Source organism: Mariniradius saccharolyticus AK6 (assembly GCF_000330725.2).
Lineage (GTDB): Bacteria > Bacteroidota > Bacteroidia > Cytophagales > Cyclobacteriaceae > Mariniradius > Mariniradius saccharolyticus.
This window is the reverse complement of record NZ_AMZY02000015.1, coordinates 30,710-46,464: the sequence shown is the minus strand read 5'-3', so window position 1 is coordinate 46,464 and position 15,755 is coordinate 30,710. Positions and strand designations below refer to the sequence as shown.

Sequence of the window (15,755 nt, the reverse complement as noted above, 5' to 3'; positions counted from 1 at the left end):
TTTTTCGATAAGTCAGAAAAATCAACGACTATTTGGAATTAAATTTTGAAAATGTATAAATTTCAGCTTTAGAATTTTTAAAAATGTGTGGAATTGTAGCTTATGTGGGAGAGCGGGAAGCTCTGCCCATCATCATCAAAGGCCTCAAAAGATTGGAATACAGAGGCTATGACAGTGCCGGTGTGGCACTACTGGACAAAGAAGGACTGAGCATCTACAAGAAGAAAGGCAAAGTATCCGAGCTGGAAAATCATCTCGCAAAATTCGGTGACCTTGGCTCCAAAATCGGTATAGGACATACGCGCTGGGCAACCCATGGCGAGCCCAACGACGTCAATGCCCACCCGCATTATTCTTCTAACGAGAAATTTGCCATGATCCACAACGGGATCATCGAAAACTACGATGTGCTGAAGACCGACTTGATCAAGAAAGGATATGAATTCAGAAGTGAGACTGATTCTGAGGTTTTCATCAAATTCATCGAAGATGTTTACGTCAACAACTATTGCAGCTTGGAAGAAGCCGTGAGGTTGGCATTGCACAAGGTCGTCGGTGCGTACGCCATCGTGATCATGAATTTGGAGGAACCTGACACTTTGATTGCAGCAAGAAAAGGTTCACCATTGGTGATAGGTGTCGGGGAAGATGAATATTTTCTAGCGTCAGACGCTACGCCGATCATTGAATACACGAACCAGGTGGTGTATTTGGATGACTACGAAATCGCCGTCATCCGCAACAACAAACTTCAGATCAAAACCATCGAAAACGTTGAAACCAACCCCTATATCAACCAATTGGAAATGGAGTTGGAGGCGATCGAAAAGGGCGGATATGAGCACTTCATGTTAAAGGAAATCAATGAGCAGCCTAGATCCATTGCGGATTGTATGCGGGGAAGGTTGGATGCCAAAAACGGCCGGTTGGTTTTGGGAGGACTCAGGGACTATTTGAATAAGTTCCAAAACGCCGAGCGTATCATCATCACCGCTTGCGGTACTTCTTGGCATGCAGGATTGGTCGCCGAGTATCTTTTTGAGGAATTTGCCCGAATCCCCGTTGAAGTTGAATACGCTTCCGAATTCCGCTACAGAAACCCCGTTATTAGCGAGAAGGACTTTGTAATTGCGATTTCCCAATCCGGTGAAACGGCAGATACCTTGGCCGCAATCGAGTTGGCGAAATCCAAAGGAGCCACCATCTTTGGTGTCTGCAACGTGGTGGGATCTTCGATCGCAAGGGCGACACATGCCGGTTCATACACCCACGCCGGTCCGGAGATAGGCGTAGCCTCCACAAAGGCATTCACGGCCCAAATCTCCGTTTTGGCCATGATGGCTTTGAAGCTAGGCTATCAGAGGGGAACCATCTCCGAGGCAAGATACATGCATCTTTTGGCGGAATTGGAAACAATACCTTCCAAAGTCGAGCGGGCGCTCAAGCTTAATGACAAGATCAAGGAAATCGCTTGGGAATACAAGGACTCCAGAAACTTCCTCTATCTCGGTCGCGGATACAACTTCCCGGTCGCTTTGGAAGGCGCGTTGAAGTTGAAGGAGATTTCCTACATCCATGCTGAAGGATATCCCGCCGCTGAAATGAAACATGGACCGATAGCCTTGATCGACCAAGAGATGCCCGTCGTGTTCATCGCGACCAAGGACAGCTCTTATGAAAAAGTCGTGAGCAATATCCAAGAAGTGAAGGCAAGAAAAGGCAGGATCATTGCAGTAGTTACCGAAGGTGATACCACTGTGAAACATATGGCAGATCACACGATAGAAATCCCTGAGACGGAAGAGGCATTTGTTCCACTGCTTTCCGTGATTCCATTGCAGCAGCTATCCTACCATATTGCAGTGATGCGTGGATGCAACGTCGATCAGCCACGCAATTTGGCTAAGTCCGTTACCGTCGAGTAAGGTTGAAAAATCGATCTATTCCAGCCCGGCCGTACAGGTTCGGGCTTTTTTTGTTTACAGGCGTTCGATTGTGCCATTGAAACAATTCATGGCGTGGTTTTCCTGTTCAAATTGATTTTTGAATAACTTGAAACCTGTACCATGATCATTTTGACAACATGAGAAAAATCCTGACCGCATGCCTATTGCTATTTGCGTTCGACACGCTACTCTTCGCCCAAGAGAGTCCTCAGGGCACAGCCAACATTTCCCTTGGTTACTACCTTCCCGAGGGCTATACCTACGATGACAAAGTGACCAAACCCAAGGATTTCCTTGGATTTGAGGTGGGAGAATGGACGGTGGACTACGAGCAGCTTATCAGATTCTTCGAGAAATTGGCTGAGACTTCGCCCAGGGTTAAATTTGAAGTCTTTGGAAGAACCTATGAAAAACGCCCACAGGTTTTACTTACCATTTCCTCCCCTGAAAACCTTGGCAGATTGGAATCCATACAGGCCGAGCGGCAAAAGCTGCGGGATCCAAATGCAAATGTGGATTACGACAAACTCCCGATGGTGTTTGCGGCAGGCTACACGGTTCATGGTAACGAAGCCAGCGGGATCAATTCTTCACTTTTGGCAGCTTATCATTTTGCGGCTGCAAAGGAGTTGGAAGGGGATTTGAAAAATATCGTCATCCTAATCGACCCAGCGCTCAATCCGGATGGCTATAGCCGATACTCCTCTTGGGTCAACTCACACCGATCTATGAACCTCAACGGCGATCCCAATACACGCGAACTTGGTGAGGCGTGGCCAGGTGGTAGGGGCAACCACTATTGGTTTGACCTCAATAGGGACTGGCTATTGGTACAGCATCCCGAATCCCAAAACCGCGTCGCCAAATTCCAACAATGGCTTCCCAACATCTACCTCGATTATCATGAGATGGGCAGTAACAACACTTTTTTCTTCCAACCTGCCATTCCAAGCAGGGACCATCCATTGATTCCTAAGAGTATCATTGAAATGACGGAAAAGATAGCCCAGTTCCATGTAGCGGAATTTGACAAATTGGGTTCGCTTTACTATACACGGGAGAGTTTTGACGAGTATTACTTCGGCTACGGCTCCACATATCCCGATATCCAAGGTTCCGTAGGGATATTGTTTGAGCAGGCGTCCTCACGAGGGCACCTCCAGGAAACAAGATTCGGCCCGCTCGCATTTGCCTTTACGATCCGAAACCAATTCCGTGCGGCCATCAGCTCGTTTGAAGCTGCCCGCAAAATGCGTCCCGAGTTCAACAAGTTGATGCATGATTTCTACAAGGAAGCCAAGTCACTCGCCGCATCGGATACGGATAAGGCCTATATTTTCGGTGCGGCAGAAGATCCCGCAAGAGGTTTCCATCTGGCGGATATCCTACGCCAACACCAGATCAACGTCTTCCAACTCAATGAAGACATCACCGTGAATGGTGTGGTTTTCAAAAAAGAAAGATCCTATATAGTACCGACCGAACAACCGCAATACCGTCTCATCAAAGCGATGTTTGAGGTAAGGAACACATTCAGAGACAGCCTCTTCTACGACGTCTCTGCTTGGACGCTCCCGATGTCCTTCAACCTTGACCACGCTGCACTTAGCAGCAAAGTGTACAATCTCGCCAATGTCAGTCCCATAGGAGCGGACTTCGCGATGAAGAAAGGAGCGGTAACCGCAACCGGGGAACACTATGCGTACGGATTTGGCTGGGAAAACTACTATGCGCCAAAAGCAGCCCACGACCTCATGTCCAAAGGATATCTGGTGCGGGTCAGCCATGAAGACATTACACTCCCTAACAACGTGACCTTGAAACGTGGGAGTATTTTGGTAGGATTGCGGCATGATGCAAAAGCCGAAGGTGCACAGCAGTTGCCAAAGGATTTGAAGGAAATCGCCGAGAACACGGGCATCACTGTCCATGCCCTCAATTCAGGCTATACCGGCGGATACAATATCGGTTCGCCAAGTATTTCCGTTTTGGAAGCGCCATCAATAGCCGTCCTGGTTGGTACCGGAGTCAATTCCCTGGAATCAGGAGAAATCTGGCATTTGCTCGATACGCGTATGGGGATTCCGATTACCTTGCTACCCATCGAACGATTCGGATCCGCCGATCTTGATCGCTACAACGTACTCGTGATGCCGAATGGCAGCTATAGTTCACTTGGCAAGTCAGAAACCGAGAAACTCAAATCTTGGATCTCTTCAGGCAAGACTTTGATCGCTCGGGGCAATGCGCTTAGTTGGCTGAATTCCCAGGAAATCGCGAAGTTTGACTTCAAAGAGGAACCAAAAGAAGATGCGAAAAATTTGCAGGCTCCTTACGCCGATTATTCCCAAAATGCGGGCGCAAGGCTGACTAGCGGGACGATTTTCAATGCCAAAATCGACACAAGCCATCCGATTGGGTATGGTTTCGGTTCGGATAAACTCTTTGTCTTTCGAAACAACAACCTCTTTCTCGAACCTGCCAAAAATCCCTATGCCAATCCCGTCCTATATACCGCTCAGCCACTTGCTAGTGGATATGTCCATCCAGAAAACTTGGAAAAGGTTAAGAATACCGCCTCTGTCCAAATCAAAAGGGTAGGCAGCGGACGGATTGTTGCCTTTGTGGATAATCCTAACTTCCGCGCGATTTGGTTTGGCACCAACAAGCTGTTTTTGAATGCGGTGTTTTTTGGGCAGACCATTCAGTCTGGTACCGCGGATTGATCTTGTGCAGCAGGGAAAAAACATGTCCCCCGACAGATGGCAACTTTGCCTTTGTCGGGGGACTTTCTTTAGGGATGCATCAATACCACTGAAAAAATGGCAAAGATTCAGAATCAGATCAATCCTTCACTTCCTCGTAGTCGATGTAGTCGCCTCCCTTGATTTCCTTGGATCTTTTCTCCTGAAAATCTCTTGGGACGTGATTTACGTGGATATCGCCTTCGCGAGATCTTCGCCGCATATCCTCCTCACGCTTGAGGGTCTGCGCATGTTCTGCAAACTGCCTTACCTTGGAGCGAATGAAGAATTGCAACAACTTGGAGAATATCCAGGATAGTGCAATCGCGATGAGGATAAATTTGAATATAAAGCCCATGATTAGATTTTTAAAGGAGAGAGACAAGAAGCAAGAAATCCCTGAATAGACCTTCGGCGGAATTTTTTTGTCAACAAGTTTCCAAGCCTTGAGTTTGTTACCTGCTCAGGTACAGGTTTCTTTCAGAATAGATTTTCATGAAATAATCGTCCATCAGGTCTTCGATGAAGTAAATCGCCTCTCCTGTGGATTTCATTTCAGGACCCAACTCCTTGTTGACGTTGGGAAATTTGTGGAAAGAGAAGACAGGTTCCTTGATTGCATAACCATTTTTTACCGGCTTGAAATCAAAGTCAGTGACTTTTTTCTCTCCCAACATCACCTTAACGGCATAATTGACATAGGGTTCCTGATATGCTTTGCAAATGAATGGAACGGTACGGGAGGCCCTAGGATTGGCTTCAATCACGTACACGCGGTCGTTCTTGATGGCAAATTGGATATTGATGAGACCAACGGTGCGCAGGGCAAGGGCTATTTTCTTGGTATAAGTCTCAATCTGCCGCATCACATAATCCCCCAAGTTGTAGGGAGGAAGTACCGCATAGGAATCACCCGAATGGATACCCGCAGGTTCGATATGCTGCATGATGCCAATGATATAGACATTTTCCCCATCACAGATCGCATCTGCTTCGGCCTCAATTGCACCTTCGAGGAAATGGTCTAGGAGAATTTCATTGTTTGGGATATCGCGGAGGACGTTGACGACATGTTCCTCAAGTTCCTGCTCATTGATGACAATTTTCATTCCCTGTCCGCCCAACACATAACTCGGACGAACCAAGAGCGGGAAGCCGATTCTCTTACACAGCTCCAAGGCCTCGTCGGTATTGTGGATCGTACCAAACTCAGGGTACGGCACATCGTTTTCTTTCAATAGCGTAGAAAACCTGCCCCGGTCTTCCGCCAAATCCAAGGCGTCGAAGCTCGTACCGATGATCTTGATGCCGTATTTGTGGAGCTTTTCTGCCAATTTCAAAGCAGTCTGTCCACCAAGCTGCACGATCACGCCGATGGGGTTTTCCTGCAGGATGATTTCATAGATATGTTCCCAAAAGACCGGCTCAAAGTATAGTTTATCGGAAATGTCAAAATCCGTGGAAACCGTCTCCGGGTTGCAATTGATCATGATGGTCTCATAGCCACATTCTTTGGCGGCCAAAACACCGTGCACGCAGGAATAGTCGAATTCGATTCCCTGACCGACCCTGTTTGGACCTGAACCCAATACGACGACTTTTTTGCGATCAGAGGTTTTGGATTCGTTTTCTTCACCAAAAGTGGAATAATAGTATGGGGTCTGAGCTTCAAACTCGGCTGCACAAGTATCCACAAGCTTGTACACCCGCCTGATACCCATGTCATGATAGCGCTTGTTGAAAATTTCACTTTCCAGGCAGCCCAACATGTGGGCGAGCTGACGGTCTGCATAGCCTTTTTTCTTGGCACGATCCACCAATTCCTTCGGGATAGAATCGAGCGTATGCTTCTCGATTTCAGCTTCAATATGTACCAATTCCTCGATTTGGCGCAAAAACCACTTGTCGATTTTGGTCAGGTCGTGGATGGTACGGAACGATATTCCCAACTTGAATGCATCGTAGACATGGAAAAGCCTATCCCAACTCGGATTGGCCAAGGAGTGCAGTAAGCGCGCTTGATCCTTTAGCTCCCTTCCGTCCGCACCGAGTCCATTCCGTTTGATTTCCAAAGATTGACAGGCTTTTTGGAGTGCTTCCTGGAAGTTTCTCCCAATACCCATGACCTCACCAACGGCTTTCATGGAAAGTCCCAATCTGCGATCCGAACCTTTGAACTTGTCAAAGTTCCAGCGCGGTATCTTCACAATCACATAGTCAATCGCGGGCTCAAAAAACGCCGAGGTATTTCCTGTGATCGAGTTTTTCAATTCATCCAAATTATAGCCGATGGCAAGTTTGGCGGCAACCTTTGCGATTGGGTAACCTGTTGCCTTCGAAGCCAAAGCTGAAGAGCGGGAAACCCTCGGGTTAATCTCTATTCCAATGATGGTTTGGTTATCGGGACTCACGGCAAACTGAACGTTGCAGCCACCCGCGAAATTTCCGATGCTGTTCATCATCGTGATGGCATGGTTTCGCATGCGTTGATAGACGGTATCAGGAAGCGTCATGGCCGGTGCAACCGTGATCGAGTCGCCCGTATGGATGCCCATCGGGTCGAAGTTTTCGATGGAACACACCACGATCATATTGCCGATGTTGTCGCGCATGACTTCGAGCTCGTATTCCTTCCATCCAAGGATACTTTGTTCGATCAACACCTCATGCACGGGAGATGCCTGCAGACCAGCCATTAGCGCTTTTTCGAAGTCTTCAGCTTTTTCCACAAACGCGCCGCCAGCACCGCCCAAGGTGTAGGAAGCCCTGATGATTAGCGGGAACCCGATTTCCTGGGCGATTTCTTTTCCATGCAAAAAAGAAGTCGCTGTATCGCCCTTGCAGACATCGACACCGATTTTCTCCATCAGCGCCTTGAATTTCTCCCGGTTTTCGGCCGTGTCAATCGCGTCGATATCCACGCCGATCATCCTCACGCCGAATTTTTTCCAAATACCCGCTTTTTCACAGTCGATCGCTAGATTGAGCGCCGTCTGTCCGCCCATGGTTGGAAGCACGGCGTCGATATCGGGATGTTCGTTGAGGATTTTGACGATGGATTTTTTCTCTAAAGGCTGCAAATACACGTGGTCGGCGGTCACTGGGTCGGTCATGATGGTCGCCGGATTGGAGTTGATCAGTGTCACTTTAATACCTTCTTCCCGGAGTGAGCGAGCGGCCTGTGAGCCAGAATAATCAAATTCGCAGGCTTGACCGATGACGATAGGACCTGAACCGATGATGAGGACGTGTTTGATGCTGCTGTCTTTAGGCATTCTTGGTAAGGTTTAAAGAGGTGGGATACTTATGGCTAAATTGGTGCAAAATTAGACAAATAATCGAAAGTAGCCCGACCCGTTCCAAAAAAAGGGGAAGCATCCGGAAAGAAACCTTACTCACCCTGCTCCGAAAAGTTGATTTGTTTGTGAAGACGAGAAGAATGAAATTGTTTGTAAATGAGGGTTTTACTTTCTTTGGGATAACCACAGTTGGAGTCATTGTGAAGCCCAAGGGAAAAATCCTAGACTGTCCGAAGTCACCTCCCAAATTGCGTTCGAATTTCGCATGAAAAAAACACTTATTTCTTTCTGTTTGATTTTGGTGACCCTCCTCGGTGCCTGTAACGGATCCGACAAGAGGGAAGAACATTCCCAAAATTCAATGGTCGAGAAAAATGAGACGCTGATTATTCCGGGCGAAGACGAAGTGATCGATGCCGAGATTGTACGAAAAGGTGAAGTGTTGATCGCATATTCCAACTGCTATGAATGCCATAAAGAGGAAAACAAGGCGAAGGGACCGTCCTTTCAAGCCATCGCAAAAAGATATCCGATGCAGCAAGTGTATTTGGACCATTTGGCGAGAAAAATCATCTCAGGGGGTTCGGGCGCATGGGGTTACCCAGTGATGGAGGCACACCCCCATCTGAAGTTTGAAGAGGCAAAGATGATGGCAACTTATATCCTTTCCTTGGAAGAAAAATGAACAGCATCGACCCTGTAAACAGTAAAAAAATTCCGCGCCTACCAAATTAAAGCGGCATTGACTGTTGGTGTTGGCTGCAATGAACACTTCAATCCAGCGGGGTTGTGGCCAATGACAGAATCCCTCGAGCACTTAAAGCCTTTTAGCCTACATCACGATTCCAGTGCCGTGCGCTTTGCCATTCGACGCTTGTCCCATAATGCCAAAAGCGGATAAATCAGCACGGAAACCAAGATGATCAGCGTGCCCAAATAAAACCCCGTTGTCATACGTTCTTTTCCCCCAAAAACAATCACTGCCAAAATGATGCCGTAGACGGGTTCGAGATTGTAGGTTAGATTGATTGCAAAAGCAGTCAGCCTGCGCATAAGTTCCACGGACACGGTAAATGCAAAAACAGTGCACACACCGCCCAGAATCAGAAGCCATAGCCAATCCATCGGCAGCGGGAATTGTACCGATTGTTCTAAAAAGAGGCCCGAATACACCAGCATAAACACCCCGGCGAATACACATGCTCCCATCATTTCATACAAGGTGATTGTATATGGGCTGTGGCGTTTCGTCAAGCGGCCGTTGATGACGGTGAATATCGCGCATAATAATGCTGAGGCAACTGCCATCGCCAATCCCTGCCAATAGTCGAATTCAAAGCTAAAAACCACGTAAAGTCCCGATATCACGATCAGTCCCAACAGGATTTCATACGACTTGATCCGTTTCTTGTTGACAATCGGCTCGACAAATGCCGTCCATAGTGAAGTGGTGGCCATTCCTGCCAGACAAACTGAGGCATTGGAAACCCTCGCTGCCCAAAAAAACAATATCCAGTGCAGGGAAATGATGAATCCTGTACCGATGATCTTGGCAAGTTCCTTGTTTTCCACACGAAACGAATAACCTTTGAGCCCAAAAATAAATACCAGCAGTATCGTCGCGATGAGTGTCCGAAAGAATACGACCTCCAAGGAGGGGATACTGATCAACAAACCTAGGATGGCTGTAAATCCCCAAATCAAGACCAGGAAATGCAAGGTCAGGTAGTCTCTGACCGAGGAGGGATGTTGACTCATCTGGGGACTGTTTTATAAAGTACCAATCCGGTAATCGCAAAGATGATATTGGGTAACCAAACCGCAAAGACCGGATATGCGGTTCCGGCTTCTGCAAATGTCCTTGACAACAGGAATAGGATGATGTAAATGAAGGCCAACAGGAATCCCAAGGCAATCTGGAATCCGGATCCGCCGCGAGTTTTTCGGGATGAGACAATCACCCCGATAAATGTCAAAATCACTGCCGCAAATGGGGACATGTAGCGCACATAACGCTCGATGCGGTAGTAGTTGACGTTGTCAGCCCCTCGTTCTTCAAGGACTTTGATCTGTCTCGACAAGGCGGGGAGCTTCAGCGTCTCGTGGTGGTTGAGTGGAAGGTCAAAGTCATTCGGGGTAATGGAAAGCACGGTGTCCATACTTTCGCCGACCGAATATTCCTCACGGTCTTCTTTCAATACCCGCATCCTCCAGTTTTTGACGGACCAAGCGTTGGTCGTCGTATCCCAAACAATCCTATCAGCCGAAAGCTTCGCAATGAGTGTTCCATCTTTGACCTGCTCCAATGTGAAGTTATAGCCGGTATTTCCAGTGGAGTAGTATCTGGAGAGATAGGCATATACATCAGGTGCGACTTTGATATGGATGTCTTGTTGGGAATAAAACTTGTCCGAATCCATCCAGCGGGACTTGAATTCGGTAATCCCCGATGTGGCTGTCGGCAGGACCCAGCCGTTGAGAAAGAAACTCACCACGCCGATCAAACTCGCGGCGATGAAATAGGGTACCAACATCCTCACGAAACTGGTCCCGCTGCTCAAGATCGCAACTATCTCGGTGCGCCCGGCCATTTTGGAGGTGATGAAAATGACTGAAATAAAGACCGTGATGGGCGTAAGCAGGTTGTTGAGGTAAAGCCCGTAGTTGAAAAGATAGACGATGATGTACTTGGCAGGGACGTTGTTGCGGATGAATGTATCGTTCTTTTCGGTAAAGTCCAGTACCAAAACGATCAAAATCAGCATCAAGACCACAAAGAGATAGGTCTTGAGGAAATCTTTGATGATGAGTTTGTCGAGAATTTTCATGTTACAGGCGTCTGCTGACTTTTTCCACCATTTGGTTTTTCCAAACGGAAAATTCCCCGGATTTGATTTTTTCCCTCGCCTGACCCACCAGCCAAAGGTAAAAGCTCAAGTTATGGATACTGGCAATTTGGGCCGCCAGGATTTCCTTGCTGATGGTCAGGTGACGGAGATATGCTTTGGAGTAAAACGAACTGACGTAAGATCGGATATGAGGATCGATTGGACTGAAGTCATCCTTCCACTTTTCATTGCGAATATTGATGATGCCCTCTGAGGTGAACAACATCCCGTTTCGGGCATTTCGGGTAGGCATCACGCAATCAAACATGTCTACGCCCAAGGCAATTGACTCCAGGATATTGGCTGGAGTGCCGACGCCCATCAGGTAGCGCGGTTTGTCCTTGGGAAGAATGTCCGTCACCATCTCGGTCATGGCATACATCTCCTCTGCGGGTTCACCTACGGAAAGACCGCCAATGGCATTTCCCTCGCGTTCACAGGAAGCGATAAATTCAGCCGACTGTTTTCTCAATTCAGGAAAAACCGAGCCTTGTACAATCGGAAAGAGCGTTTGGCTGTAGCCGTATTTTCCTTCCGTTTCATCAAAACGCGTGATGCACCGCTTCAGCCAGCGGTGGGTGAGCTCCATCGATTTCCGCGCATAAGTGAAATCGCAAGGGTAGGGTGGACATTCGTCAAAAGCCATAATGATATCCGCGCCGATGATACGCTGAATGTCCATGACCCTTTCGGGACTGAAGACATGTTTGGAACCGTCGATATGCGATTTGAAGATGGCGCCTTCCTCGGTGAGTTTCCTGTTTTCGGCAAGCGAAAATACCTGATAGCCTCCGGAATCGGTCAGAATCGGTTTGGACCAGCCGTTGAATTTATGGAGTCCACCCGCTTTTTCGAGGATGTCGAGACCGGGGCGGAGGTAGAGGTGATAAGTATTCCCAAGGATGATTTGGGCTTTGATATCGTATTGGAGTTCCCGCTGGTGCACGGCCTTTACCGAACCTGCCGTGCCTACAGGCATAAAAATAGGGGTTTCGATATCCCCGTGGTCGGTATTGATAAGGCCTGCGCGGGCCTTACTTTTTGTATCTGTGGCCTCTAATTTGAACTTCATCCGCTAGTTATTACTTCCAACTTGCCTGATTTCGGGCTATGCAGGAAGGCACAAAAATATAAGCTTCTTCTTAAATGAATGCGCATTTTGGGTTTATATTTGCCCTTCAATTGCTTGGGAATGTTTATAGAAATTTTGTGGATTCTGTTTTTTATCAGCCTTGCCGTCCAACTCTTCTACATTCTTTTCATTTTCGGCAGATTGGCTTTTTTTCATACGAATCGTACAAAGTCAACTACTTCTGAAAAAGAAGGCGTGACCGTCATCATTGCCGCACACAATGAGCGGACTAATCTCAAGAAACTGATCCCGATCCTTTTTGAGCAGGAGTATCCCAACTTTGAGGTCATGGTTATCAACGACCGCTCCTACGATGGGACCAAAAGGGTATTGGAAAAATTGATGGAGATCTATCCGCGGCTCCGGACCGTCACGGTGAATTATACGCCCAATCACGTCACTTCCAAAAAATACGCACTTACCCTCGGTATCAAAGTTGCCAAAAACGACGTCTTGCTGTTGACCGATGCTGACTGTTGGCCGAAATCCACCAAGTGGATCGACATCATGACCGCACCCGTGAGGACAGAAGGCAAAGATTTTGCCCTTGGGTTTTCCCAGTATGAAGAGAGCAAAACCCTCCTCAACAAATGGATCCAATTCGAGACCTTGCTCAATGGCATCCAATACCTTTCCTTCGGTCTATTGAAAGCGCCCTACATGGGCGTAGGACGGAATCTGTGCTACCGCAGGAGCTATTTCATGGAGAACAAGGCATTCAAGGGAATTTGGGATATCTTTTGCGGAGATGACGACCTGTATGTCAACATCCACTCGAACGGCAGGAACACCGCAGTCGTTGTCGATCCGGAAAGCATCACCTACACCGTGCCCAAGGAGAATTGGACAGATTATGTACAGCAGAAGAAAAGGCATTTTCATGCAGGGAAGTATTACCGGACCGGGAGCAAACTCCAAATCGGATGGTATGCCTTTACCCACACCGTTTTCTGGATTTCTGCCTTAACGCTTGCTGTGCTTACAGGAATCGGCCAACAATGGGAACAATTTTTGGTGATTATAGGTATAATACTCGTCAGGTCGGCCTTAATCACTTCCGTATTCAAGTCAGCACGCAAGAAGCTCGAGGGAATTTCAAAAGCAGGATGGTCCGCGGCGTTTGATTTTGTATATAGCGCGTACTTTTGGTTTTTGGGTTCGATGGGGTATTTGTCAAAAAGAGTCAGATGGAAATAAACGAACGAGAATTTTCGAGCAAAGCTTTGGAGGACTTTGACCTCATTGACAAAGCTGTCCAAGAAAAAGACCAACAGGCCTACGCCACTTTGATGAAAAGGTACAAGAAGGCGGTCTATTTCATGGTGCTCAAAATGATACGCGACGCTGACGATGCCGAAGATCTGACCATGGAGGCATTTGCCAAGGCTTTTCGCAACCTGCACAAGTTCAAAAAGGATTTCACTTTCAGTACCTGGCTGTTCAGGATCGCGACCAACAATACCATTGACTTCATCAGAAAGAAGAAGCTCAAAACCATGAGCCTCAATACGACGCTCAGCGATGACGGCGGCAATCCCGTCAATATCGATGTGGAGGATGACGACAAAAATCCGCAAGACGAATACATCAAGTCCCAGCGTATCGAAATGGTGCGGATTTTTGTGGATAAGCTTCCTGCCAAATACAGGAAATTGGTCCAGTTGCGGTACTTCGATGAGCTGTCCTACGAGGAAATCGCCCAAGAGCTTGATAAGCCATTGGGGACGGTCAAGGCCCAACTCCACCGCTCTCGGGAGCTACTTTACGAAATAGCCCAAGGCAAGGATCGGCATATTTGATCAGCTATTTCACCTCCAACACCCAGCTCTCCAAAGGTCCCAAATCTACCCTGACGGTAGCCTTTCCGGAGCTAACTTTGAGCGTCGCACCGGCTCTTCCATAGAGCTTTTCGCTCATTTGGTAATCTCCCTCTTTTAGGCCCCATGTTTGGACCAAGTCGCCAGGCAGCTGCAATTCAAATCCATAGGTTTCGCTGGGGGAAAAATTGCTCACAATGACGAGCTTCTGGTTTTCTGACCAGCGTGCAAAGGAGAATACCTTGTCGTTGTACCATTCTGTAAACTGCCGGTTGTGGCTATGTATTTCACGGTATTCGCCTGCCAAGGCGGGGCTTGTTTTGGTGAAATTCAGCAAGCGGACATAGAAATCGCGCAGATTTTTTTCTTCTGGGGATAATTGGCCACCGTCAAATTTTCCTCTATTCATCCAGCGTTGATGATGTGGTACGCCCACATAGTCAAAAATGGAAGTGCGCGTAGGCTTGCCAAAGCCTGCATTTTCGGCCCCCGGTTCTCCGACTTCCTGACCAAAATACAACATGATCGGACCGCGATCGATCGTGGCGGACAGCACCATGGCGGGTTTTCCCAACTCGGCTTTTCCTGCAAAATCAGGGCTCGCAATGCGCTGTTCGTCATGGTTTTCGAGGAAATGCAGCATTTGTCCACCGATGTCAGCGAGGCCTTGTTGGATGCCGATGATATGATCTGTGGAGCCTTTTCCCTGCATGATGTGCTTGAGGGTATCATAAAGCTCTACCTTGTCATAGAGGTAATCCATCTTGCCCAGGCGGATATAGTCGCGGTAAGCTTTGGGATTGTAGATCTCTGCCAAAAGAAAGGCATCGGGATTCTCTGCTTTGATGGCCGAGTTCATATAGGACCAAAACTCCACGGGGACCATTTCCGCCATGTCGTATCGAAAGCCATCCACACCTTTTTTGGTCCAAAAAATGGCGATGTCACGGAATTTTTTCCAAGAGTCGGGAACATCCTTGTCTTTCCAGAAATCCAGGTGGGCCTGATAGTCCTTTTGGGCATAATCGGCCGGCAAGATTGGAAAATCCTTGGTTCCATCCGGCTTCACACCATAATTGATCTTCACCGTCTCGTACCAATCGTAAAAATGTGGCTGTGGCGCTCGGGAGCCATTTCCAGTCCATTTGGCCGGATTTTCGGCAAACTTCCCGTCAGCCAAGGGATGGGCCTCACCACCCAAAGGACGGTAATCCTCCAAGGGCACAGGTACTTCAAAGGGTTTTCCCGGGATGTAATAAAAATTGTTGTTGCGGGCGTATTCCACCGAGGTATCGTCATCCGCCCCAAAATCGCGTATCCCTTCGGGGTTGTTGCGGCCCTCATACCTGCGTGCGACATGGTTGGGGACGATATCGATGATGACCTTCATCCCATGCTTGTGTGTTCGTGCGATCAGAGCCTCAAATTCCTCCATTCTTTTTGCGGGGTCTTTGGCCAAGTCTGGATTCACTTGGTAGTAATCCTTCACCGCGTAGGGCGATCCAGCCCGGCCTTTGACCACATCCGGATCGTCGTTTGAAATGCCAAGGGCCGTGTAGTCCCCAATCACGGCATGGTGGGGTACACCGGTGTACCAGATATGCGTCACACCCATCGCTTTGATCTCGGAGAGCGCTTGGTCGTTGAAATCATCAAACTTTCCGACACCATTTTCCGCCACCGTACCCCAAGGCTTATTGGTGGTGTTGGTATTCCCAAAAAGCCGGGTAAATACCTGATAAAGGACGATTTTTTGGGGATCAGCCATAGTGGGCTCTTCTTTGGTTTGGGTTTGGGGAGAATTGCAGCCGACATTACTCAATACGGCAATAAGCAGAACAATCGCAGCATATTTTTTCATCGGGATAAAGATAAAAAGTTAAGGCCCATCAAATGAGATGGGCTTTAAAAATTGTTGACACTCCCGCG

The 15,755-nt window shown here is 47.9% G+C and carries 11 protein-coding genes; 5 read left to right on the top strand and 6 right to left on the bottom strand.

Going from position 1 to position 15,755, the window contains the following annotated elements; genetic code table 11:
• The first annotated feature begins 83 nt into the window (after nucleotides 1-83).
• Complete coding sequence (gene glmS, locus C943_RS15610) at nucleotides 84-1,925, top strand: glutamine--fructose-6-phosphate transaminase (isomerizing) (protein WP_040480967.1); 1,842 nt, start codon at nucleotides 84-86, stop codon at nucleotides 1,923-1,925.
• Between the two features lie 158 nt (nucleotides 1,926-2,083).
• Entirely contained in the window at nucleotides 2,084-4,672 is a 2,589-nt protein-coding gene (locus tag C943_RS15605; RefSeq protein ID WP_008629671.1) for a M14 family metallopeptidase, read from the top strand.
• 118 nt (nucleotides 4,673-4,790) lie between these two features.
• Here the strand turns inward: C943_RS15605 and C943_RS15600 are convergent, their stop codons facing one another.
• Together C943_RS15600 and carB are read right to left on the bottom strand one after the other, a co-directional pair.
• Nucleotides 4,791-5,048 (bottom strand): DUF4834 family protein, encoded by a 258-nt coding sequence (locus tag C943_RS15600; RefSeq protein WP_008629670.1) that lies wholly within the window; start codon nucleotides 5,046-5,048, stop codon nucleotides 4,791-4,793.
• A 97-nt stretch (nucleotides 5,049-5,145) separates the two neighbouring features.
• A complete protein-coding gene (gene carB / locus C943_RS15595) occupies nucleotides 5,146-7,965 on the bottom strand; it encodes a carbamoyl-phosphate synthase large subunit (protein ID WP_008629669.1) in 2,820 nt (939 codons plus the stop codon).
• A gap of 289 nt (nucleotides 7,966-8,254) precedes the next feature.
• On the opposite strand from carB, the gene C943_RS15585 reads away from it, so the two are divergent.
• Nucleotides 8,255-8,674, top strand: coding sequence for a c-type cytochrome (locus C943_RS15585; protein WP_040480963.1), 420 nt, complete (start codon nucleotides 8,255-8,257; stop codon nucleotides 8,672-8,674).
• A gap of 152 nt (nucleotides 8,675-8,826) precedes the next feature.
• Here the strand turns inward: C943_RS15585 and C943_RS15580 are convergent, their stop codons facing one another.
• From C943_RS15580 to tgt, 3 genes are read right to left on the bottom strand one after another with little or no spacing between them, the layout of a single operon-like run.
• A complete protein-coding gene (locus C943_RS15580) occupies nucleotides 8,827-9,747 on the bottom strand; it encodes a DMT family transporter (RefSeq protein ID WP_008629661.1) in 921 nt (306 codons plus the stop codon).
• Nucleotides 9,744-10,817, bottom strand: a complete 1,074-nt coding sequence (locus C943_RS15575) for an LptF/LptG family permease (RefSeq protein ID WP_008629654.1) — start codon at nucleotides 10,815-10,817, stop codon at nucleotides 9,744-9,746. Before C943_RS15575 ends, C943_RS15580 begins: the two co-directional genes overlap by 4 nt.
• Before the next feature lies 1 nt (nucleotide 10,818).
• A complete protein-coding gene (tgt, locus tag C943_RS15570) occupies nucleotides 10,819-11,949 on the bottom strand; it encodes a tRNA guanosine(34) transglycosylase Tgt (RefSeq protein WP_008629652.1) in 1,131 nt (376 codons plus the stop codon).
• A gap of 120 nt (nucleotides 11,950-12,069) precedes the next feature.
• Here tgt and C943_RS15565 point away from each other — a divergent pair, with 120 nt between their 5' ends.
• Nucleotides 12,070-13,206 (top strand): glycosyltransferase, encoded by a 1,137-nt coding sequence (locus C943_RS15565; RefSeq protein WP_040480961.1) that lies wholly within the window; start codon nucleotides 12,070-12,072, stop codon nucleotides 13,204-13,206.
• Nucleotides 13,197-13,808 carry an RNA polymerase sigma factor gene (locus C943_RS15560; protein WP_008629649.1) on the top strand — a complete coding sequence of 204 codons (612 nt, stop codon included), beginning with the start codon at nucleotides 13,197-13,199 and terminating at the stop codon, nucleotides 13,806-13,808. The genes C943_RS15565 and C943_RS15560 overlap by 10 nt, the downstream gene beginning before the upstream one ends.
• Before the next feature lie 4 nt (nucleotides 13,809-13,812).
• Here the strand turns inward: C943_RS15560 and C943_RS15555 are convergent, their stop codons facing one another.
• Nucleotides 13,813-15,687 (bottom strand): alpha-amylase family glycosyl hydrolase, encoded by a 1,875-nt coding sequence (locus tag C943_RS15555; RefSeq protein WP_008629641.1) that lies wholly within the window; start codon nucleotides 15,685-15,687, stop codon nucleotides 13,813-13,815.
• Nucleotides 15,688-15,755 lie beyond the last annotated feature (68 nt).